The sequence below is a fragment of the Hydrogeniiclostridium mannosilyticum genome, assembly GCF_003268275.1.
Taxonomy (GTDB): domain Bacteria; phylum Bacillota; class Clostridia; order Oscillospirales; family Acutalibacteraceae; genus Hydrogeniiclostridium; species Hydrogeniiclostridium mannosilyticum.
Window position 1 is genome coordinate 1 of the sequence record NZ_QLYR01000018.1, and the last position, 20823, is coordinate 20823.

Consider the following 20823-nt stretch of genomic DNA (forward strand, 5'->3'; position numbering starts at 1 on the left):
CGCCGCAGGATTTTTTTGATAAGTTGAACCAAGAATTTCAATTTGTTCTGGACCCCGCGGCTACCGATAAGACAGCGAAATGCCCCTTATACTATACGCCGGAGACAGACGGGCTTTCACAAAGCTGGGACCGCGGCGGCGCGGTATTCTGCAATCCGCCTTATGGGCGCGAGATTGGGAAATGGGTGAAAAAGGCGTTCATAGAGGCCCGCGGGGGCTTTCCAATCGTGCTGCTCATTCCAGCGCGGACGGACACGAATTATTTTCACGATTACATTTATGGGAAGGCAGAAATCAGGTTTGTGCGAGGGCGTTTGCATTTTACGGACGATGACGGCAACGCCGTAAACGCCGCCCCTTTTCCCTCGATGGTGGTTATCTACAACGGGGGCCGGTGAAGGAGGAAGAGTGATGGACATAGAAAAACTGATTGAGAAGCTGCGCACAGAAAGCTTATACAAAGACAAAGCGACGTTAGAAATCATGGATTTGTGCATGGAAGCCGCGGATAAGCTGGAAAGAATCAATGATTTTGATAAAAGCCAGAGCGCAAAGCTGCTTGCTGAAAACGGCAAGCTGCGCGCAGAGCTGGAGCAGATGAAACAGGAGTGTCCTAGCTCTCTGAAGCTTGGGCATTGGATTGCAGTAGATAAGAAAAAAGGCACGGGTATTTGCAGCGTGTGTAACCGTCTGGATAGTATCGATTCGTTAGCTTCATTTTGCAGATATTGTGGTGCTTGCATGGAGCAGGAGGAAGAAGCATGAACCCCGCGGCAAAATGGCTTTTGGACTTATATAAAGGCTCGGGCCTTACGAAACAGAAGTTTGCTAAAAGGTGCGGGATGTGCGCAATACAGATCAGCCGCTGGGAGCGCGGAGAACAAGACCCATACCCGGCCAGCATTAGAAAAGCTGGCGCCGCGTTTGGCGTTGAACCCCCGGAGGAAATTATAGAGGCAGCGGAAGAAGCCGGCCGAAGCAGGCGCGTTAAAAAAGCGCCGCAAGTTCTAATCGCAGAACAGAAGGGAATAGACGTTCCCAATAAGGACAAAGAAAAGGCCTCCCGTTTTCAATACGACGGGAAGCCCCGGGAATTTTGCAAAAAGAACCGCTGTGAATGGATTGGCTCAGACGGGAAATGCCATCTTCCCTCTTGCCTGAATCTATAAATGCGGAATATCTCAAGGGCAAGCTGAGAAGGAGGAGAGATTAGGTGACAAACAAAGAATTGTCCCAGCTGTACTATTTAAATAAGGAAATCAAACAACTTGAAAGCAAATTGATGGAGTTAGAAACGACAGCCTACAAGGCAACTCCTAATCTTACCGGAATGCCGGGCAGCGGAAAATGCAGCGATAAGGTAGGACGATACGCGGCAGAAATTGCCGATTTAAAGGCGTTAATTAACCTCAACATTGAGAAGTGCTGGCATGAAAAAAGACGTCTTGAAAGGTATATACAGAGTATTGATGACAGCCTTATAAGGCAGATATTTCAACTGCGATATATTGAAGGAAAGAAATGGGAAGAAGTGGCGGACAAGATCAAAGGAGTTACGGCCGATTCAATCAAAAAGCAATGCTATAGGTATATCCGCCATTCTCAAAAAAATGTCCCATATGTCCCGAGAGAATATGATAAAATGGTATAGTAGAAATTTATAATAATAGCAGCGGGTGGGATTTCCCCGTCGCTTTTTAATTAGCCTTGTTTAGTTTTGCTGTTTGGCTTAATAGTGATGGTCAGTCTTGTCAACTATCTCACTTTTTAGGGCCTTTTCAAGCATTTCCAGCAGGGCTTAACCGCCCTGCTTTTGGTTTAGGTATTCTACAATAGCCTCACGAATAAAAGCGGCCTTTGAAATACCATCCTTTTCAATTTCAGTTTCCCAATGCTCCACAAGCTCCTTTTGCAAACGAACACTTATTTGTTGATATACCCTATCATTGTATTTTTGCTTTACCTTACTAGATGTTTTTCCAATTTTCCCCTTTGCTTTCAATTCCTTTCGTGCGGCAATCGTTTCAGGTGTTCCATTTCGATCTTGTACCCGCACAGAATTTGCACTTTTGGAGATCCACTGGCAATTCTGTGGTGAATAATCTTTTTCAGAATCAATTCGGTCAAGTGTCATTTCATCGGTATAACCATTTTCCATTGACCAGCCATAAAAAGCCTGAAAATTATCTACCCATTCGGCACAAATTGAAATTCCCCTTCCCCCATATAGGTAATAACTAGGATTTTTAGGGTTTAGGCATCTTTGCTTCACGCCTTGATAAATGTGGTATATACGGCTATGGGCCATATTATGCTTCATCTCCGCAAACCTCCTTGAGCAGATTCAGGCATAGCGGGTCTGAGATCAGATCGCTTAACTTGCAGTTTAATGATTTGCATAATGTCAACAGCGTTACCAGTTTTGCTCCATTCAAATTTTTTCTACCCTGCTCATAATCTTGTAATGTACGAACGCTTAAGCCCGCTTTATCAGCCAGTTTTCCTTGAGATAACCCAGCCTTTTCTCTTTGATCTTTCAATTTAGTATTTTTATATTCGACTTTCACTGATATGTCCATAACTACCTCCTTGTTTTTCAGGGATATTCAGGTTATAATAATAGCAGCGGGTGGGATTTCCCCGCCGCTTTTTAATTAGCCTTGTTTGGTTTTGCTGTTTGGCTTAATAGTGATGGTCAGTCTGTCAACTATCTCACTTTTTAGGGCCTTTTCAAGCATTTCCAGCAGGGCTTTTATTTGTTCCTCATTCAAGTTCTCACCTCCCTGCTCCGGTGTATTTCTCCTTTCTGTTTACTTGGAATTCCCTGTTCCTGTAATTATATTATACGACTTTTAGCGTATAATGTCAAGCGTTTTTCTTAAAATTTTAAATATTTTTTCAAGCTCATGCCTTATGGCGTGGGCTTTTCTTATGCTCATTTTGAGGTGATATGCGTGGAAAAAGAAAAGCTTATAGGCGAATACCAGGCCGAGCTCAAAAAGGTAATGGACCGAATAGAAGAGGCGTTGGCAAACAGAAAGGAATGCATGAGCACAGAAGGGCGCAAGCGTCTTGCTCTTCTGTATGACATGCGAAATAGCCTCTGTTTCTCCCTGAAGGAAATGACAAAGGATTAATATTGTGATTGCTCCGATCAAATTAAAACGCCTAATAGATCTAATAAATGCCGGGAAAGAACACGAGTTTTACACTTGGGGAGAATGGTTGAAGTCTCGGGAAGATGTTTTAAAACTGGACCATTATGAATGTCAACGCTGCAAGGACGTTAAGCACAAATACCGCAAGGCCAAGATAGTCCACCATGTCAAACATTTAAGAAGCAGGCCGGACTTAGCTCTCTCTATATGGGATGAGGAAACAGGGGAACGCCAGCTTATAAGCGTCTGTAAGCAATGTCATGAAGAACTACACCCGGAAAGTCAAAGACAATTTAAAAATATACGGGCTCCAATCACGGAAGAAAGATGGGATTAATATGGAGGTTATTATTCGAAAATGTATTAATTGCGGCAGATGTTACACATGCGAAAAATTTTATAAATATAGATGGGGATTTTTGGGAACTCCCCCTTCTGAAAAACAGAGTAAGTAAAAAAAATATGTATTCGGGGGTTTGCAAGACATTTCAGCTTTTTCCAAGGTTTTGCATGACCGTGTAGTAAAAAACAAAGAAGGTGATTGATTTGGCTGGAAAACGACAGCCCGCTGCCAGCCGGTGGTCCAACACGCCGGAATATGTAGAATTAAAAAATGATATGCTGGATGACCTGGACACTCGTGGGTTGGTGGGGCGGCAATACACCGATAAGGTGCAAGAATATATGAATCTTTGGTGTTGGTTAAAAATGCTCAACGAGGATGTTGTAACGCGCGGGGTCTATGTCGAATATTCAAACGGGGCTACGCAAAAAGGGACCACCGACAATAAGTCACTGACTATTGCGACCAGGGTCTCGGCTCAAATGCTGAACATATGGACAGCGCTTGGATTCCGCGAACAGGCGACAAGCTCCAGGCCGCAAACAGGCGGTGAGGATGATGAGCTGTAAGCTTCCTGTGGAGGTAAGCAATTATATTGAAATTGTTGAATCAAATCAACCGCGTGCCTGTAAGGAACAACGTTCCCTGGTCGCTCATGTCCGCAACTGCTTTGAAACGGAGGAGCTTTATGTTGATACCGAACAGCTGAATAAATATCTTGGTTTGATTAAGTATTTCCCCTATGATCGCCTTTTCCCCTGGGAGGCGTTTGTTCTTGCATTATGGGATTGTACCTATAAGGCTGATGGGATGCCACGGTGGAAAACTTTATTTTGCATGGTGGGACGCGGTGCGGGAAAGGATGGTTTTATTGCTTTTGATTCAGCCTGCTCGGTTTCTCCATACAACCCGGTCGCGCATTACAATGTGGACATATGTGCAAATAACGAGGAACAGGCTGTTACTCCGGTCAAAGACCTCGCGGAGGTCCTTGAAAATCCAAAATTTGAAGCGAAGCTAAAAAAGCATTATTACCATACCAAAGAGATTATTCAGGGACGCAAAAATAAGGGAGTAATGAAGGGCCGAACCAATAACCCAAAGGGCCGGGATGGAATGAGATCAGGAAAAGTCGTTTTCAATGAGGTTCATGCTTTTGAAAATTACGACAATATCAAAGTTTTTATAACCGGTCAAGGAAAGGTGGCACAGCCCCGTGTGGGAATATTTACTTCAAATGGAGAAATTTCAGACGGCCCTTTGGATGATTATTTAGCGCGTGGCCGGCGGATTTTGTTTGAAGGCGAACCGGACAATGGATTTTTGCCGTTTATTTGCTGCCTGGAAAATAAAGAGCAGGTGCATGATCCTGAAAATTGGTATATGGCAAACCCTTCCCTTTATTATCTTCCACACCTTCGCCAGGAGATTGAAGATGAATATCGGGATTGGTGCGAACACCCAGAGCAGAACGGCGACTTCATAACAAAGCGAATGGGAATACGGGCAGGGCAAAAGGAGATTAGCGTGACAGACTACGAGAAGGTAAAATTGACCAACCAGAAGCTGCCGAATATGAAAGGATGGTCCTGTACTGTTGGCATAGACTACGCCGAATTATCAGACTGGGCGGCGGTAAACCTTCATTTCCGCCGTGGGCCCGAACGCTACGACCTTAATCACGCATGGCTGTGCGCTCAATCAAAAACTCTCAGCCGGGTGAAAGCCCCCTGGAAGGATTGGGCTAAACAGGGGCTTGTGACGGTTGTCGAAGACGTTAGCATTCACCCCGATTTACTTGCTGCCTATATTCAGCAAGCGGCAGGGATTTATAACATCAAGGGTTTAGCGATGGATCATTTTCGTTGGACCCTGGTGTCTGAGAGTATGAAAAAAATAGGATTTGACGCCAATGACCGAAATCATGTAAAACTGGTTAGGCCTTCCGATATTATGATGATTGAGCCAGTCATCCAGGAGTGCTTCGACCGCGGCCTTTTCCATTGGGGAGATAATCCATGTTTACGGTGGGCGGTGAACAACACCAAGCGGACGCGCAGCTCAAAAAATAAGGGTGTAGACACGGGAAATTTTATCTATGCCAAAATAGAAGGAAAAAGCCGAAAAACAGATATGTTTATGGCGTTGGTTGCCAGCGTAGTTATAGAGCCTGTTTTAGGCGACGGAATGCCCGTTTCAGCCCCTCCAATCGGGGCGATCAGGCTATAGAAAGGCGGTGGTTATTTGGGGCTGGATTTTTTTAAGCTTTTCCGAGCTCAAAAAGAAAAGGGAAAGGTGGAGATAGTAGATGTAACATGCCGGGAGCTGTTTGAGGCCGCTCAAGAATATCAAATCCGCGAACTTTGTTTTTGGATATGCGTTGATATGATTGCAAATGCAATGGGGCGCTGCGAGATTAAAACATTTCAGGGAAACGAAGAGGTATTTGAAAAAGAATACTATATGTGGAATTATTCCCCGAACATCAACCAGAACTCAACCATGTTTATGCATAAACTGATTGCACAGCTGTACCAAGACAATGAGGCCTTGATTGTCAACGCTCTCCCTGTGGATGGGAGAGAGACGCTTGTGGTCGCTGATGACTGGGAGGACCCAGAAGAATGGCCCAGCAGGCAAAATGAATATCGCGGAATCGTAGTTGACAACTATCAATACCAATACCCCATTTACGAAAACAATGTGATTCATTTGAAATTAAACCATAAAAATATGCGTCCGGTTGTCAACGGATTATATCAGTCTTATTTTCGTTTAGTACAAGCTGCGATCAAGAACTATGAATGGGATCAGGGGCAGCATTGGAAAGTCCATGTCTCGCAGATGGCGCGTGGAGATGAAGGCTGGGCCCAAAACTTCCAAGCTATGATCGAGGCTCAGGTAAAGCCCTTTCTGAATAGCAACGGGGCGATATTACCGGAATTTGATGGATATGAATACGAGAAAGCAAGCGGAACCAGCGGCGCGAAAGACACACGTGATATTAAAAATCTGATTGAGGACATCTTTGATTTTACCGCCCGGGCCTTTTTAATCCCCGCTGTTCTGGTCAATGGAAAGGTAGAGGGAACTGCCGACGCAAACACCAGGTTTTTGACAAATTGCATTGATCCAATCTGTGACCAGCTTCAGGAGGAAGCCACAAGGAAACGCTATGGCTATGACGGATGGCATAGGGGCGATTTTATCCGTGTGGATTCTTCCTCGATTATACATTTTGATTTGTTTGAGAACGCCGCCAATGTAGAAAAGCTGGTGGGCTCCGGCGCGTATACCATCAACGACGTGCGGAGGGCGGCAAACCAGGCAACAATTAACGAGCCGTGGGCGGATGAGCACTATATGACCCTGAACATATCAACAATGGGACAGGCCACCCGCCCGCTTACTCAGGAAGGAGGAGAAGTGGAATGAGAAAAAACATGTGGGAAATCAAACAGGCTGCGTCTGAGAACACGCTGGATTTGTTTATCTATGGCGACGTTGAAGGAGATAGTTATGATTGGTGGACCGATGAGGTTATTCGCTCTGAAACCTCAGCGAACTTTTTCCGCGAGGAGCTGGCAAAATATCCAAACGTTACCGAGATTAACATTTACATCAATTCTTATGGCGGCTCTGTATTTGAGGGCACTGCGATTTATAACCAGCTCAAACGCCACCCCGCGCACAAGACAGTATATGTGGATGGTTTTGCCTGCTCAATCGCTTCTGTCATTGCAATGGCGGGAAACACCGTAATCATGCCCAAAAACGCTCTAATGATGATTCATAACATGTGGATGGGAACGGTTGGAAACGCTGCTGAACTACGAAAAGCGGCAGACGATCTAGATGTTATCAATGCTGCTGGACGGCAGGCCTATTTACAAAAAGCAGCCGGTAATCTCAGCGAGGAAACACTTATTCAAATGATGGATGAGGAAACGTGGTTGACAGCAGAACAGTGTATTCAATATGGACTGGCCGACCAATTTGCGGAGCAAGAGGCTGATATGAGCAATGCGGGACAGATTTTGCAAAAGGCAAATCTTAATTTGGAGCAGCGAATCGGGATTCAAAGAAGCCTGGCGGCCCAACTGAGGGATCTTGTTCAGAAATTGCCTGAAAATCCCAAAGACAACATGAAACAAAGTAAAGAACCCGGTCCCAGCATTATGCGAATGCTGGCCGGGATTTTTAATGTCTAAAAATGAAAGGAGAAAAACATGAGATCAAACGACATTTTGAGCCGTGAGGAAATTCGCGGACTACTTCAGAAAGCAATCAGGGAAAACGACACCGAGGGTTTTTATCGGGCGTTCGACCAAATAATTGAATGCATTAATCAGGACATTCAGCAGCGTTATGACGCACAGGTGAACGACCTCAAGCAAGAAATGGATTCTAGGGCTTTGGCCCAGCGCGGGGTGCGGCAGCTGACCAACAAAGAACGCGATTATTACCAGAAAGTTGCAGAGTGTATGCGGTCTAAGGACCCGAAGCAGGCATTGGCAAACGCTGACCTGGTGATGCCCAAAACCATTATGAATGCGGTCTTTGACGAACTACAAACCCGCCATGAGCTGCTTTCCTTGATTGAATTTATCCCGACCACAGGCCTAACCGAAATGATTATGAACACCAACGGTTATCAGGAGGCTGTGTGGGGCAAGCTGTGCGACGATATTGTCAAGGAGCTAGTTTCCGGGTTTGAAACCATCGACATGACACTGCTGAAACTGTCGGCATTTATTCCGGTTTGTAAGGCAATGCTTGATTTGGGCCCGGAATGGCTGGACGATTATGTGCGCCAGGTTCTCTATGAAGCGCTTGCAAACGGCCTGGAGGCTGGAGTCGTCGCAGGCGACGGCAATGAAAAGCCCATCGGGATGAACCGCCAGGTTGGAAAAGGCGTGACTGTTACCGGCGGCGTCTATCCCGAAAAAGCAAAAATCTCTGTTACAGACTTGCAGCCCGGGACTATTGGCAACCTGCTCTCTCTTATTGCTGTTGACCCGAATGGTAAGCCTCGGACGTTGCGAGACGTCGTAATGATTGTCAATCCGCAGGACTATTTCCAGAAGGTTATGCCGGCTACAACCCTGATGGCGCCGGACGGTACATACAGAAATGATGTTATGCCCTATCCTATGCGCATCGTCCAGTCTATGGCGCTAGACCGCGGAGAGGCTATTCTCGGCATTGCCTACAAATATTTTGCCGGGGTCGGTATGGGCAAGGAAGGAAGAATTGAATACGACGATTCCTATCATTTCCTTGAAGATGAGCGTATGTATTTGATTAAACTATACGCCAACGGGTTCCCGATGGACAATAACGCTTTCCTGTTCCTGGACATTTCTGCTTTGCAGCCCGCGATCTGGAAGGTGGAGCAAGTAACGCCGGCAACGCCATCCAATAACGCTGCGCTTTCTGATCTGAAAATCGGCAGCTTGACCCTGGATCCGGCGTTTACTTCTGAAACGACTACCTATACCACAACCACTTCCAATGCAACCAACACTATTACGGCGACACCGGCAGACGCAAAAGCCGCTATTGAAGTGAAGGTTGGCGAAGCCGAGGTTGATAACGGCTCAGCTGCCACCTGGCAGGAGGGCTCCAACACAGTGACAATCAAGGTAACTGCTGCCGATGGTAAAACTACAAAAACGTACACAGTTACTGTCACTAAATCGTGATGAAGCGGGCGGAAATTCCTGCTGAACTTCTTGCAGACGTTAAAAATTATCTGAATATTACCTGGGAGGACAAGGCCACGGATGGGAAGATCCGTGGCCTTATTGCCTCCGGTTCGGTTTATTTGGACGGAAAAGGCGGAGAAGCGATGGACTATGAAACTGATGGAGAGCCCCGCACTCTGCTTTTTGAATATGTACGTTATATGCGGGATGGAGCGCAGGATGTGTTTGAAAACAACTATTTAGCAAGAATCCTTGCCATGCAGAACGAAAGGGCGGTGGGCCGGCATGTGGAAAGCGCCGCACCGTCCGGCTGACAATCAAATCACGCAAGTGTTTAATGATGGTCTGGTGACGGTTTACGCTGTCACAGACATTGCAGAGCCCGGCTATCAGCCTAAACCGGGGCTAAAGAAAAAGCTTACCCTTCGTTATGAAGAGCAGCGGCTCGGTATTCAGCGGTTATATAGCGGACGGCAAAACCAGGTTGAGCTTGAACGGGTTATCAGAACGCCGCGGGCTGGTGATGTAAATAATCAGGATGTTGCGGTTACTGAGGACGGAAAACAGTACCGGATAGATACGGTCCAATCAGTACAGAATGTTTTCCCTTCAAGTATGGATATAACCCTTGCAAAAATTGAGCAGAGGTTTGAGGTTTCAAATGAGATGGTTTGAAAAAATTATTGCTGTACACACAGCGGTGACAGACGCGGTGAGCCATGCGCAGAGAATAAAGTCGGAGCGCTATTTTGTCTGGCAGGAAGAAGGAGCAAATGATTTTGAAGCTGGAAACCAACATGCGGAGCGAACGATAACTGGGAGCACTGATTTATTTACTAAGCAGGAGTTTGACCCCTGGAAGGATGATTTTGAAACCTCTCTAAATAATAATGAAATAGCCTGGTTCCTTAATTCGGTTCAATTTGAGGAGGACACAGGCTTTTATCATTATGAATGGGTGTGGGAGGTACTGGATGGCTAGTTTTACTTTCAAAGGGATGGAGGAATATGAAAAAAAAATCTCCCTTCTTTATAAAGACACACGGAATGTTTGCAGGAAGGCTGTCTATGCCGGCGCAAAGGTAGTCGCGGACGCTGTTAAGGAAAATATGGAAGCCCTGCCGGCAAAACCAGAGCTTGAAGGTATCGTTGCTTACGCAAAAAAGGACCCCGCCCCACTTACTGTAGGGCAGAAACAAGGGCTGATAAAAGGGTTTGGTATTTCACCCTTAGAGGTCAAAGACGGATATATTAATGCGAAATTAGGCTTTTCCGGGTACAACAACGTAAAGACAAAGAAATACCCAAAAGGTCAGCCAAACGTGCTTGTTGCGCGGGGAATAGAAAGCGGTACCTCAGACAGGGAAAAACACCCTTTTGTGCGACCGGCGCTGAATAAATCTAAAAAGCCTGCGGTAGAGGCTATGAAGCAGGCTGTTGATGAAGACATTGAACAGAAATTGAAAGGACGATGAGATTAATGGCGGCAGGTAAAGTTATTACGGGCTTTTCAAAGCCCTATGTAGCAGTATATTCGGCCTCTGGCGGAACCGTCACCTATTCCAAAGGGATGGAGCTGGCGCGAGGTGTTGGCGTAAGTACGGATTATGAGGTTGGAGACAGCAACCCGTTTTATGCAAACAACGTGGAAGCCGAAAATGTTCCCGGCGTATTCACCGGAGGGACGGCGACGCTTACGGTTGACGGGCTATTTGCCGAGGCGGAAGAGTTAATTTTTGGCCTACCGGAGCCGGAATCATTTGAATATGGGGCGGACAAAACCGTTCAGGTCCGTAATTATGGAGAAGCGGCGGTTCCGCCCTATGTTGGAATCGGTTTTATTATCCGGTACATGTCGGGCGGCGTGACTACATATGCCCCCTATGTTTTAACAAAGAGCCGGTTCCAAATGAGCGGAAACGAGGCGAACACTCAGGAGGAATCTATTGAATGGCAGACCAGGGAGCTCACAGCCGACCTAATGAGGGATGATACCCCGCAGAAAAATTTCCAGAAGATTTTTGACGATCAGGAGACCGAAACCGAAGCAGAGGAAATTCTGAAGGCTTTCTTCAAGATTACCGGAGGAGGCGCGTAAGATGGTAAGCATAACCGTTGGAGGGAAAGAATATCCGCTAGCATTGACCGTGCAGGCCTTTTCAGATATTTCCGACCTTTGCCCTGGCAAGGATTTTGACAGAATCAACGAGATTAACCAGCTGCCTACCGGGGATCTGGCAAAAGTTTCAATCAAGATTTTGGCGGCGCTGAGCAATGGTGCTGAAGAGCAGCGGGCCTTTAGTGATCCGGCGTACGAGAAGCAACCGCTCAATACAAAGGAGCTTCTCAATATGCCCGTCAAGGAATATCTTTCTTTGTGTCAAGGCGGAATCCTGGCAATTATTGCTAAAGCTATGGGCGGGGAAACCGTAGAGGTTGAACCCGCAAAAAAAAAGGAAAAAGCCGCAAAATAAGGTTTAACCGGGCCTGGTTTTTATTCTATGGAAGAATGCTGAATATGAGCAAGCAGGAAATCCTATGCACCTCTTATGCAGAGATGTGCGACATGATTTCCTGCTTTTCTATTTTTAATGGAGCAGAGCCCAAAAAGATAAAAGAACCCTGTTCTATGGACGGATTGCTAAAGCTGAGGTGATAAAATTATGGCCGTAAATATCGGACCTAAAATCGGAATTGACGGGGAAGCAGAGTACAGAAAACAACTCAATAATATTATTGAACAGGCAAAAACGCTTGATACGGAAATGCGGCGTGTCACCTCTTCCTTTACGGAGAATGACTCCGAGCAGGAAAAGCTTTCCGCACAAATGAAGGTTCTAAATGAACAGATTCGCGTGCAAAAGCAGCGGGTCGATCTATTAGATCAGGGCCTTAGAGAATCATCGCAAAAATATGGGGATAGCGCTACACAAACTCTAAAATGGCGGCAGGCGCTGAACGACGCGAAAACATCGTTGAACAATATGGAGCACAGCCTTGATTCAACAGATGATGGTATCGAGGATGTTACTGAAAGCATGAAAGACGGGGAAAAGGCTGCTTTTTCGTTTGGTGACGCCTTGACCGCAAATCTAACCGCTTCAGCAATAACCGGTGCGCTTAGCTCGCTCAAAGATGGAATAGACGGGATTGTCGAGGGCTCGAAAGAATATCAAAAAATCATGGGCAGCCTGGAAGTTTCCAGCGAGCGTGCCGGCTACAGCGCGGAGGAGACGGCTGAAACCTATAAAACGCTTTACGGTGTCCTTGCCGACGACCAGACAGCGGCTACAACGACCGCGAATCTCCAGGCGCTGGGTTTAGAGCAGGAACAGCTTACAGAGCTGACAGACGCGGCAATCGGCGCATGGGCCACATATGGCGACAGCATTCCGATTGATGGGCTCGCTGAAAGTATCAACGAAACCATCAAGGCCGGTACGGTAACGGGCAATTTTGCAGATGTGCTGAATTGGGCCGGCACCAACGAAGACGAATTTAACGAAAAGCTGAAGCAGGCAAAATCTCAGACCGAACGAACCAACATCGTCATGCAAGAGCTTGCCAGCCAAGGATTGCCAGACGCCGGACAGGCATGGAGAGATACCAACAAGGATCTGGTAGAGGCCAATGAGGCAACCTCTGATTTTCAGGACAGCACAGCAAAGCTCGCAAAAAAACTCAGCCCGGTCTCCACTGCTGTGCAGCGGGGCTTTAATGGGATTGTCGATTCGGCCCTGGAGCTAACCGAGGATGTGGACATTGACGGCTTTGTAGACGCGATTGATGATGGCTTTGACTTTATCAAAAAGACAGTGTTGCCGGGAATTAAGGGCCTGTTTGATTTTGTGATTGACAACAAGGATGCGGTTATGGTCGGCTTAACCGGTATAGGCGCGGCTTTTGCCACCTGGAAGGTAGCGACCACAATTTCAAATGTCACGAAAACAATTAAAGCCATGACGGATGGCGTTAAGGGCGCAAATACTGCGATGAAGCTTTTCAACGCGACCCTTGGTGCAAATCCGGCAATGGCTGTTGCTACCGCTGTAGGCCTTCTGGTGACAGGAATTGGCTTTTTGATTGCTGAGACCCAAAAGGAAACCGAAGAGGAGCGCATATCACGCGAAGCCCTAGAAGCAAAAAAGAAGGCCCTTGACGAAACTATAACCTCTTATGAAAACGCACGAGACGCCGCTTATGAATCCGCAAATGCTGACCTGGCACAGATTCAGAACGCAGAGAAGCTTTATAGCGAATTAACAACACTTGCCGATGAGACTGGAAATGTGACAGATAAAGACCGGGCGAGGGCGCAATTTATCTTAGGAGAGTTAAATGCAGCTCTGGGCACCGAATACGAAATGACAGGCAATCAGATCAAGAACTATCAAACCTTGCAGGATGAAATCGGCAAGACGATAGAGACAAAGCGTGCAGAGGTCATGCTGGCGGCTCAAGAGGAGGTGTACAAAGAGGCTATAAAGGCCCGTTCGGCAGCAGAAGAAGACGCGAATATAAAATATAAGGAACTACTTGAACAGCGCCAAAAAATGGGCGAAAGATATTTGGAATTTGAAGAGCTTTCTTCTGAAGAGCGCATTGAGTGGATAAACAAATACGGGCTTGCTGACCTGCTTGCACATGAATCGGAGATAAAAAACCTGAGGGAGAAAGAAAAAGCGTATGAAGAGAGCCAGGCTATTGTAGACGGCGTTTATCAAAATATTACAGCATATGAGGCGGCGGCCACAGCGGCTTTAAGTGGCAATGTTGATGAAACCGTTGAAATTCTCGGAAAGCAAAATGACGGATTTAAAACAGCCGCAAGCGTTGCGGGCGAATCTACCGAGGAGCAGAAGCGAATCCTTGAAGAACAATATGAAAACGCATTACTTACCCTTGAAAGGTACGAGCAGAAATATAATGAGGGAATGGAAGGTTATAACGAGGACACCCTCAATACGCTCAGGAAAACTGCCGAAAATGCAAAGATAGAGGCTGAAAAAATTGGCGCTAATATAGGCTCAAGCACACAGCTTGGCCTTTATAACGCCTCTGCCAGTTTGACAAATACTGTGGGTAGCGTTTTTGGCAATGCAATCAATGCAGCTAAAAAAGCGTTAGGCATCCATTCTCCATCAAAAGTATTTAAACAGTTTGGCGCGCTTTCGGGTGAAGGCTTCGAGCTCGGGCTGTCGGATAGTATGAAAACGGCCTTTAAATCCACAGAAAAGGAAATAAAGGACGGAATGTCCAGGCTGTCCGCTCAAGCCGATATTCATCCCTTTAGCCTTCCGAGCAGCGCGATTTCAGCCGGCAACGTGTACACCAAAACTAATTCCTATGGCGATTTTACTTTTACCGTGGTTGCACAGCCGGGTATGGATGAAGAGAGAATCGCCGATGTTGTTATGCAGAGAATGCAGGCAGAGGTATTAAGAAGGGAGGCGAGCTTTTCTAAATGAGCGTTATATTTTGGGCTGGCGTGCCGTCGTATAGCTGCAATGTGGTCGTTGAGCGGTTTCCAAATCAGCCGGGCCCTTCCCGGCGTTATGAAACAATTCAAGTCGCAGGCAGAAACGGAGATTTGTTGATTGATACAGGGGCGTATGACAACTACACTCAGCCCTATGAAGTGTATTTCAACGCCAATCAAAACAAAACTCCAGCGGGAGCAAGGGCTGTCCGCGCCTGGCTTCAATCTCCTATCGGCTATCAGCGTCTCGAAGATAGCTATGATCCTGAGTTTTACCGTATGGCCTATTATGCTGGGCCTACCGAGATTGAAAATGCGATGAATCTTTTCGGCCGGCTAACGATTTCCTTCGTGTGCAAGCCGCAGCGGTGGAGAAAGGACGGCGAGCGTCCTATTCCAATATCTAAGGCACAAACGCTGTATAATAGTTTATTCCCGGCTCTGCCGTTGATTAAGGTCAACGGGACAGCAGCCGGGAATTTATATGTAGGCTCTTATCGCGTTCAGATCAAAGAGCTCAACGATTATATTATGCTGGACAGCGAATTACAGGACGCCTACCGTGAAGAGCAGAATAAAAACAATACAATCTCCACCAGCGCCTTTCCGATTCTTGAGCATGGAGAGAATGCAATCAGTTGGGACGGCGGCATAACCGGCATAGAGGTTACGCCTAGATGGTGGACGATATGACAACGCCTAAGCTGCCAATGGACAGAAGCAAGCCGATTATGAGCCCAGCTAGTGCCAGGATAGAGAAAATTAACACGCAGATTTTTATCGTGTGAATATCACGGGACATTCTGAGAAGGAAAACTTTTAGATATGCGTCACTCATTTTGTCGTTCTCGGCGTCTTCTAAAAGCTTTTTGGCAATATCGGGCGCCATGATTCCCCCATAGTCTTCCTCGCTGTTCTGGCTATGTAAATTTCTTTGAATTTCATCGTCTATAATCTCTGCGTCGACTAATGCCCTTTGTATCTCGATGATATTTTTCATTTTTCTTCCTCCTCGCTGTCAGCAGTAGATTATAGAGAAAGCCTTAGCCACTCAAGCAAGATTGGCACAATGTATGCCAAAAGGCCAATAGCTATGCCGATTACTGCAATGACCACAAAGAATACCAAGCAGCTCCTAATGGCCCTTGAAAAGTACAGAGATTTTAACATGTACATCCTTATAAAAGTTTCCATGTCAGGCTCGTCATTAACCCTTCTGTAAACCCCAGAGCTAACCTCTGCGATGTTTGCGTCTCCTTCAATTCCATTTCTCATATTTGCTCTATGCTGCTCTTCTTCGGATTTTGTCAGCTTTTCACCTTTTACAAAGCCAAGATCAAGCAATGCTTCATAGTATGCTTTTGTCTTTTTCATAATTATCCTCCTTAAAAGGACACGCGGGATGCGGCCCTAAGAATTTGTTTTTAATCAACAGAATTAAAGACCATCTTCAAGATCAGTCGAGCGCTCATAGGAGATGTAAATACTACCATAATCATTATTTTTATAACCGTATGTCATCATTAAAAAAACATCGGTATTACCGTTTGTTAGCCGTGTATGCGTAGAAAAGTTTATGTTTTCGTTCGCCCTGTGTTCATACTCAAGGACCGTCGGGAAATCTTTTTTCAACTTTTCTTCCGCGTCAAGGAACGCTTGTGGTGAAACATCTTGATCTAACTGTAGCTTGATTTCGCACAGCCCAGTTTTGTCAAATACAAATTCGGCTGTATACGGTTCTTCGGTTGCATAAGAATAAACCGGATCAGAAGTATCATCGTTGAGAAAATGCAACGATTTTTCTTCTTCCTCTTTGTCCTCATCTTCTTTTACAAATGTGAGAAAATCTGCTTTGTGGTTCGTGACTTGCTCTGGCGTTTCGCCCCAGCAAAAATTCTCATAACCAGTGGGAACTAACTCTTTGGCTTGGCAGCCCAACAAAGAGGCCATTAACAAACAAAAAAATGCCAGTATAATCTTCTTCATCAATATTTCTCCTCTCTTAGTGATTGTTATTCACCGACATAATAACACAAAAATGTGATAATTTCCAGACTTTTTAAATTTTTTCTAAATTGTCTCTTAGCTTTTGTATGCGCATATATAGAAGTTATATGCCAAGCTCCATTTTTAGTGTTGTTCACGCTGTTTGCTTATGTTATACTTTGGTTGAGGTGAAGAGTTATGAAAAAAATTGATGAATTGTATCAAAAAAAGATGTTGGAATTTGGCTTCGGGCGTGAGGACGTTTGCTCGGATGAAGAGTGTAAGCAATACCGGGCGATGTTAGCTAATGGGGAATCATTGCCCGATAATGTTCGCCAATCGACGGAAAATCAAGATGTATTTTTGCGAAGAGACAATACAGAAATATCGCAAGAAGAAATGTTTAAGCTTATGTGGTTATATCTTTATAACAATGTTGCAACTATCAAAAAGTGCATTCTGTTTCTCACAGCCATTGTTGCGGTGCTGCTAGTTCTTGGCATTATTATGGGGGTGAGCATAAGCAATAGCTTTCCCGCATATTAGGCCGCCTGATGTAAACTTAAGATAAAAAGCACGCTTTGTAAGCGTGCTTTTTCTTTACAAAATTTTCTAAATAACAGGTTGGTCTTATAGGTTATCTTGAAAATCATCAAAATTTAGGAGATGAATCCCCTGCCTTTAGGTGCGGGAAGTGTCAACGAAAAACAGCCTAAAACTCAACAGAACCACGCTCAACATTCGGGCGTGGTTTTCTTATGCCTATTTTTAGGAAGGAGGAAAACTGTGATTCTTTTATACCCGGAAACCGAGACAGCTTTTGAAAACAATGGTTTAGGTGCTTTATCCGATACCGTATCTATGAAGGTTACGCAAGAACTAAATGGCGTATATGATTTGGAAATGCAGTACCCTATTTCTGGCATTCATTACTCCGAGATCTTAAACCGCCGGCTTCTTTTTGTTAAACCGGACCCTTATCACGACCCGCAGCCTTTTTCTATCACACAGATTACAAAACCGCTTTCCGGTATCGTTACCATATATGCCCGGCATATTGCCTACAAGCTGACCGGAATTGTTGTCTCGCCATTTAAGGCAAGCAGCTGTCAATCGGCACTGATTGGCTTAAAGGAAAATTCGTCAACGGAAAACCCTTTTGATTTCTGGACGGACAAATCTACATCGGCGGCGTTTGAGGTATCGGTTCCTTCTGCGGTTTGGTCATTATTGGGGGGCTCAGAAGGGTCCATTCTCGATGTTTACAGGGGCGAATATGAGTTTGACCGCTTTTCCGTGAAGCTGTGGAACAAGCGCGGAAGGGACAACGGCGTTACAATCCGTTATGGCAAAAATCTGACGGATTTACAGCAGGATGAGAATATTTCCAATGTGGTGACCGGCATTTATCCATATTGGAAGGGTAGTGATGGAACGCTTGTCGAGTTGCCGGAAAAAATAGTTAATGCTCCAGGTACTTATAACTTCCAGCAAATCGCTCCCAAAGATTTCACCACGGATTTTAAAGAGCAGCCAACAGAAGAGCAGCTAAGAGAACGTGCACAAGCCTACGTCAAGAATAATGATATAGGCATACCAGCGGTTTCAATCTCCGTTTCGTTCCAGCCGTTGGAGCAAACTGAGGAGTACAAAGACCTTGCCCTGTTAGAGCGTGTGAATTTAGGCGATACGGTAACGGTAGAATATCCTAACCTCGGTGTCTCAGCAACAGCAAGGTGCGTTAAGACCGTTTATGACGTTCTGAAAGACCGCTATGAGAGCATTGAATTAGGACAGCTAAAAAGTAATATCGCTGGTACAATAGCTAACCAACAACAGCAAATTCAAGATTTTCCTAATTCAACAGTTTTTCAGCAGGCTGTGGATAACGCCAATGGATGGATTACCAATGGGCAAAAAGGGGAGATGGTGGCCATACAAAAAAATGGGAAATGGGTTGAGATTGCAAGCCTAGATACCGGGGACATTGCCACAGCTCAAAGCGTTTGGCGTTGGAATAATGGAGGTTTTGGACATTCTAACACAGGATATAATGGTGATTTTATTAATGCCTTGTTGGCAGATGGCAGTATAAATGCCGCAGTTATTACCACAGGGATATTAAATGCAAACGTTATCCGGGCAGGCATTATTAAGTCTTTAAAAAATCCTAACGTATATTTTAATTTGGACACTGGAGAGCTAGCCTCTAACAAGCTTGTTTCCTCTGATACTAACATTATTGCGATTATCGGACGTGATACCATTAGCGAATCAAATCGCGATGGATTTGCTCTTTATGATGGTTCCACTAAGCTTTTGAGAATAGGACATTATGCAGCAAGTGGAGCCGGAATTATGACAGATAGAGACTTCGATATTGAGTTTGGAAGGCTCCGAAACTTTCGTATTTCTGATGGAGGTCTTACAGTCTTTCAATATACCCATGTCGGTGGCTATCTTAGCATTTATCGTCCGACATCATCTTCATCGGTAAGCGTCCTTTATGCCGGTGACACAGATACAACAATAGATGGGCCTAACACCAACAATACGAAGATTGTAATCAAATCTAATAACATTGATTTTTATGTTGGAGGGAAAAAGGTGGCCTATATTGATTCTAATGGTTTTCATTAGGAGGTAGAAATATGATAGAACTAGCAAACGGAATAAGCCTTCCAGAGGGTGCGGTTGTCCAATCGATAGTATGCCATATGGACAACGCCCGGGAATATTCAGCGATTGTCGAGCGCATACAATACGACAAAACCCTTCCGGTTATTGAGGTTTATTTATCAAGCGGCGGCGTCCCCTACGAAGTACCGGAAAATGCGACGGTTTCTGTCCGCCTCCGTAAAGGAGACGGTAAAGGCGTATATAATCCGGCACTTGGATTAAGCGAGGATCGCACAAGGGTATACATAACTATCACTCAGCAGATGACGGCTGTTCCCGGTAATTGCCGGGCGGTTGTTGAGGTCGCGGCCGGCGGCGGGGTAATCTGCGCCAGTGAGTTCTTGCTGAAGGTCACGGAAAACCCGGTTCAAGAGGGAGCGATTGAGAGCGAGGATGAGTACCTTACTCTCACCGAAATTCTGGCCCAGGTACAGCAAATGCATGGCGACGTAGAAGGATGGAAGGATCAGACGCTGGACTATAAAAAGCAGGCTGAAAGCATGGCGATTAATGCCGTTGCAAGCGCAAGCAGGGCTGCCGATTCTGCAACCAACGCAGCCGATAGCGCGGCACAAGCCGGTACATCGGCCACCAATGCGGCAAATAGTGCCGCTCAAGCTGAGGAAGCCTCTGAACACTATCCTACAATTAGTTCGGATGGCTACTGGCAGCTGTGGGACCCTGCTTCAGGGAAATATGTAAAGACAACCCAAAAAGCTCAAGGACCAGAGGGACCGACAGGGCCTCCAGTAGACACAAGTACACTTATTTCACAGGCTGAAAAAGGCGCAGCCAACGGCGTAGCCACGCTCGATTCCGGCGCTAAGGTTCCCGTGCCGCAAATCCCGGCAGCCAATTCCCTTCAGGTGTTGAACCTGGGGCCTATCCCTACCAGTGACAGGCTGCAAACAGGCCAGGATTTAAATAATTATATAACGCCGGGGAGCTACTGGTGTACAGGCACCGCTATTGCGGAAAGCTTGAAAAATTGCCCTTATAGAGGAAGATTTAAGCTGGTAGTAGATGAGGCTTCATCTGGCGGAGAAATCGTATATCAATACATTATCCCGGGCCATACAGGCGAGAATTCGGTATATACGATATATTACCGCGTCCGTGATATGCTTTGGATTCCCGCGTCTCCCTGGGGCAATTGGAAAACGTTACTCAGTGTTGTTGGGGGAAACAAGAACAGCATACAACAGACCTCCGCCCTTCTCAACCTGAGACAAGAGGAAGGCACGTGGACACCGGTGTTGATAGCAAGGAGTGGCCCGGCGGTAAGCTATACAATTACCGAAAATCGCGGCTGTAAATATTGGACGCTCGGCGATTGGGTCTATATTACCTGTTATCTACGTGTAAGGATTACTGCTGCTGGTGACGGGAGTTCCGGCAGCAGATCTTATGCCGGAATACAGGGGCTGCCCTTTGCGGTATCAACCGAAAGCAGGTACCCCATTACCGTGA

26 protein-coding genes are annotated in these 20823 nt (G+C 45.8%); 21 read left to right on the top strand and 5 right to left on the bottom strand.

The window, feature by feature from the left end:
• The 4 genes from DPQ25_RS13830 to DPQ25_RS13845 all read left to right on the top strand — a co-directional run.
• A partial coding sequence (locus DPQ25_RS13830) for a DNA N-6-adenine-methyltransferase (RefSeq protein ID WP_112333766.1) occupies positions 1 to 398 on the top strand: 398 nt, incomplete at its 5' end.
• A 13-nt stretch (positions 399 to 411) separates the two neighbouring features.
• Positions 412 to 765, top strand: a complete 354-nt coding sequence (locus DPQ25_RS13835) for a hypothetical protein (protein ID WP_112333767.1) — start codon at positions 412 to 414, stop codon at positions 763 to 765.
• Positions 762 to 1169: a helix-turn-helix domain-containing protein gene (locus DPQ25_RS13840; protein ID WP_112333768.1), complete on the top strand. Its 408-nt coding sequence runs from the start codon at positions 762 to 764 to the stop codon at positions 1167 to 1169. The genes DPQ25_RS13835 and DPQ25_RS13840 overlap by 4 nt, the downstream gene beginning before the upstream one ends.
• A 44-nt stretch (positions 1170 to 1213) precedes the next feature.
• On the top strand, positions 1214 to 1651 hold the full coding sequence (locus tag DPQ25_RS13845; protein ID WP_112333769.1) for an RNA polymerase sigma factor: 438 nt from the start codon (positions 1214 to 1216) through the stop codon (positions 1649 to 1651).
• Positions 1652 to 1798: 147 nt separating this feature from the next.
• Here the strand turns inward: DPQ25_RS13845 and DPQ25_RS13850 are convergent, their stop codons facing one another.
• Both DPQ25_RS13850 and DPQ25_RS13855 read right to left on the bottom strand, forming a co-directional pair.
• A complete protein-coding gene (locus DPQ25_RS13850) occupies positions 1799 to 2320 on the bottom strand; it encodes a ribbon-helix-helix domain-containing protein (protein WP_112333770.1) in 522 nt (173 codons plus the stop codon).
• Complete coding sequence (locus DPQ25_RS13855; RefSeq protein WP_112333771.1) at positions 2310 to 2579, bottom strand: helix-turn-helix domain-containing protein; 270 nt, start codon at positions 2577 to 2579, stop codon at positions 2310 to 2312. The genes DPQ25_RS13850 and DPQ25_RS13855 overlap by 11 nt, the downstream gene beginning before the upstream one ends.
• Before the next feature lie 375 nt (positions 2580 to 2954).
• On the opposite strand from DPQ25_RS13855, the gene DPQ25_RS13860 reads away from it, so the two are divergent.
• The 14 genes from DPQ25_RS13860 (at position 2955) to DPQ25_RS13930 (ending at position 15381) form a co-directional block, all read left to right on the top strand.
• Positions 2955 to 3137: a hypothetical protein gene (locus DPQ25_RS13860; RefSeq protein WP_146740574.1), complete on the top strand. Its 183-nt coding sequence runs from the start codon at positions 2955 to 2957 to the stop codon at positions 3135 to 3137.
• A 567-nt stretch (positions 3138 to 3704) separates the two neighbouring features.
• A complete protein-coding gene (locus DPQ25_RS13870; RefSeq protein ID WP_112333773.1) occupies positions 3705 to 4070 on the top strand; it encodes a hypothetical protein in 366 nt (121 codons plus the stop codon).
• Positions 4060 to 5730: a terminase TerL endonuclease subunit gene (locus tag DPQ25_RS13875; protein WP_112333774.1), complete on the top strand. Its 1671-nt coding sequence runs from the start codon at positions 4060 to 4062 to the stop codon at positions 5728 to 5730. The genes DPQ25_RS13870 and DPQ25_RS13875 overlap by 11 nt, the downstream gene beginning before the upstream one ends.
• 15 nt (positions 5731 to 5745) lie before the next feature.
• Positions 5746 to 6936 carry a phage portal protein gene (locus DPQ25_RS13880; protein ID WP_112333775.1) on the top strand — a complete coding sequence of 397 codons (1191 nt, stop codon included), beginning with the start codon at positions 5746 to 5748 and terminating at the stop codon, positions 6934 to 6936.
• The gene (locus tag DPQ25_RS13885; RefSeq protein WP_112333776.1) at positions 6933 to 7712 is read left to right on the top strand and encodes a head maturation protease, ClpP-related; all 780 of its coding nucleotides are present in this window, start codon (positions 6933 to 6935) and stop codon (positions 7710 to 7712) included. Before DPQ25_RS13880 ends, DPQ25_RS13885 begins: the two co-directional genes overlap by 4 nt.
• A gap of 18 nt (positions 7713 to 7730) precedes the next feature.
• Entirely contained in the window at positions 7731 to 9206 is a 1476-nt protein-coding gene (locus DPQ25_RS13890) for a phage major capsid protein (protein ID WP_112333777.1), read from the top strand.
• Between the two features lie 146 nt (positions 9207 to 9352).
• On the top strand, positions 9353 to 9523 hold the full coding sequence (locus tag DPQ25_RS15150) for a hypothetical protein (protein ID WP_242978392.1): 171 nt from the start codon (positions 9353 to 9355) through the stop codon (positions 9521 to 9523).
• The gene (locus DPQ25_RS13900) at positions 9495 to 9884 is read left to right on the top strand and encodes a head-tail adaptor protein (RefSeq protein ID WP_112333779.1); all 390 of its coding nucleotides are present in this window, start codon (positions 9495 to 9497) and stop codon (positions 9882 to 9884) included. Before DPQ25_RS15150 ends, DPQ25_RS13900 begins: the two co-directional genes overlap by 29 nt.
• Positions 9871 to 10191: a hypothetical protein gene (locus DPQ25_RS13905; protein WP_112333780.1), complete on the top strand. Its 321-nt coding sequence runs from the start codon at positions 9871 to 9873 to the stop codon at positions 10189 to 10191. The genes DPQ25_RS13900 and DPQ25_RS13905 overlap by 14 nt, the downstream gene beginning before the upstream one ends.
• Positions 10184 to 10684 (top strand): hypothetical protein, encoded by a 501-nt coding sequence (locus DPQ25_RS13910; RefSeq protein WP_112333781.1) that lies wholly within the window; start codon positions 10184 to 10186, stop codon positions 10682 to 10684. Before DPQ25_RS13905 ends, DPQ25_RS13910 begins: the two co-directional genes overlap by 8 nt.
• 5 nt (positions 10685 to 10689) lie before the next feature.
• Positions 10690 to 11307, top strand: coding sequence for a major tail protein (locus DPQ25_RS13915; protein WP_177577136.1), 618 nt, complete (start codon positions 10690 to 10692; stop codon positions 11305 to 11307).
• Position 11308: 1 nt separating this feature from the next.
• On the top strand, positions 11309 to 11683 hold the full coding sequence (locus tag DPQ25_RS13920) for a hypothetical protein (RefSeq protein ID WP_112333783.1): 375 nt from the start codon (positions 11309 to 11311) through the stop codon (positions 11681 to 11683).
• A 189-nt stretch (positions 11684 to 11872) separates the two neighbouring features.
• Positions 11873 to 14677: a coiled-coil domain-containing protein gene (locus DPQ25_RS13925; protein WP_112333784.1), complete on the top strand. Its 2805-nt coding sequence runs from the start codon at positions 11873 to 11875 to the stop codon at positions 14675 to 14677.
• Positions 14674 to 15381: a hypothetical protein gene (locus tag DPQ25_RS13930; protein WP_112333785.1), complete on the top strand. Its 708-nt coding sequence runs from the start codon at positions 14674 to 14676 to the stop codon at positions 15379 to 15381. The genes DPQ25_RS13925 and DPQ25_RS13930 overlap by 4 nt, the downstream gene beginning before the upstream one ends.
• Here DPQ25_RS13930 and DPQ25_RS13935 read toward each other — a convergent pair.
• The 3 genes from DPQ25_RS13935 to DPQ25_RS13945 form a co-directional block, all read right to left on the bottom strand.
• A complete protein-coding gene (locus DPQ25_RS13935; RefSeq protein WP_112333786.1) occupies positions 15362 to 15688 on the bottom strand; it encodes a hypothetical protein in 327 nt (108 codons plus the stop codon). The genes DPQ25_RS13930 and DPQ25_RS13935 overlap by 20 nt on opposite strands.
• 29 nt (positions 15689 to 15717) lie before the next feature.
• A complete protein-coding gene (locus DPQ25_RS13940) occupies positions 15718 to 16062 on the bottom strand; it encodes a hypothetical protein (protein WP_112333787.1) in 345 nt (114 codons plus the stop codon).
• A gap of 63 nt (positions 16063 to 16125) precedes the next feature.
• On the bottom strand, positions 16126 to 16674 hold the full coding sequence (locus DPQ25_RS13945; RefSeq protein ID WP_112333788.1) for a hypothetical protein: 549 nt from the start codon (positions 16672 to 16674) through the stop codon (positions 16126 to 16128).
• Positions 16675 to 16872: 198 nt separating this feature from the next.
• Between DPQ25_RS13945 and DPQ25_RS13950 the strand changes: the two genes are divergently transcribed.
• From DPQ25_RS13950 to DPQ25_RS13960, 3 genes are all read left to right on the top strand, one after another.
• Entirely contained in the window at positions 16873 to 17220 is a 348-nt protein-coding gene (locus DPQ25_RS13950; RefSeq protein ID WP_112333789.1) for a hypothetical protein, read from the top strand.
• 240 nt (positions 17221 to 17460) lie between these two features.
• Positions 17461 to 19314 carry a phage tail spike protein gene (locus DPQ25_RS13955; RefSeq protein ID WP_177577138.1) on the top strand — a complete coding sequence of 618 codons (1854 nt, stop codon included), beginning with the start codon at positions 17461 to 17463 and terminating at the stop codon, positions 19312 to 19314.
• 11 nt (positions 19315 to 19325) lie between these two features.
• On the top strand, positions 19326 to 20823 hold a 1498-nt coding region (locus tag DPQ25_RS13960; RefSeq protein WP_242978394.1), incomplete at its 3' end, for a pyocin knob domain-containing protein.

Coding starts and splice junctions, on each gene's coding strand:
- DPQ25_RS13885 (WP_112333776.1), top strand. CDS start 6,933: ATGAGAAAAAACATGTGGGAAATCAAACAGGCTGCGTCTGAGAACACG.
- DPQ25_RS13925 (WP_112333784.1), top strand. CDS start 11,873: ATGGCCGTAAATATCGGACCTAAAATCGGAATTGACGGGGAAGCAGAG.
- DPQ25_RS13835 (WP_112333767.1), top strand. CDS start 412: ATGGACATAGAAAAACTGATTGAGAAGCTGCGCACAGAAAGCTTATAC.
- DPQ25_RS13950 (WP_112333789.1), top strand. CDS start 16,873: ATGAAAAAAATTGATGAATTGTATCAAAAAAAGATGTTGGAATTTGGC.
- DPQ25_RS13945 (WP_112333788.1), bottom strand. CDS start 16,674: ATGAAGAAGATTATACTGGCATTTTTTTGTTTGTTAATGGCCTCTTTG.
- DPQ25_RS13840 (WP_112333768.1), top strand. CDS start 762: ATGAACCCCGCGGCAAAATGGCTTTTGGACTTATATAAAGGCTCGGGC.
- DPQ25_RS13915 (WP_177577136.1), top strand. CDS start 10,690: ATGGCGGCAGGTAAAGTTATTACGGGCTTTTCAAAGCCCTATGTAGCA.
- DPQ25_RS13920 (WP_112333783.1), top strand. CDS start 11,309: ATGGTAAGCATAACCGTTGGAGGGAAAGAATATCCGCTAGCATTGACC.
- DPQ25_RS13890 (WP_112333777.1), top strand. CDS start 7,731: ATGAGATCAAACGACATTTTGAGCCGTGAGGAAATTCGCGGACTACTT.
- DPQ25_RS13855 (WP_112333771.1), bottom strand. CDS start 2,579: ATGGACATATCAGTGAAAGTCGAATATAAAAATACTAAATTGAAAGAT.
- DPQ25_RS13875 (WP_112333774.1), top strand. CDS start 4,060: ATGAGCTGTAAGCTTCCTGTGGAGGTAAGCAATTATATTGAAATTGTT.
- DPQ25_RS15150 (WP_242978392.1), top strand. CDS start 9,353: ATGGACTATGAAACTGATGGAGAGCCCCGCACTCTGCTTTTTGAATAT.
- DPQ25_RS13910 (WP_112333781.1), top strand. CDS start 10,184: ATGGCTAGTTTTACTTTCAAAGGGATGGAGGAATATGAAAAAAAAATC.
- DPQ25_RS13850 (WP_112333770.1), bottom strand. CDS start 2,320: ATGAAGCATAATATGGCCCATAGCCGTATATACCACATTTATCAAGGC.
- DPQ25_RS13900 (WP_112333779.1), top strand. CDS start 9,495: ATGTGGAAAGCGCCGCACCGTCCGGCTGACAATCAAATCACGCAAGTG.
- DPQ25_RS13930 (WP_112333785.1), top strand. CDS start 14,674: ATGAGCGTTATATTTTGGGCTGGCGTGCCGTCGTATAGCTGCAATGTG.
- DPQ25_RS13905 (WP_112333780.1), top strand. CDS start 9,871: ATGAGATGGTTTGAAAAAATTATTGCTGTACACACAGCGGTGACAGAC.
- DPQ25_RS13940 (WP_112333787.1), bottom strand. CDS start 16,062: ATGAAAAAGACAAAAGCATACTATGAAGCATTGCTTGATCTTGGCTTT.
- DPQ25_RS13935 (WP_112333786.1), bottom strand. CDS start 15,688: ATGAAAAATATCATCGAGATACAAAGGGCATTAGTCGACGCAGAGATT.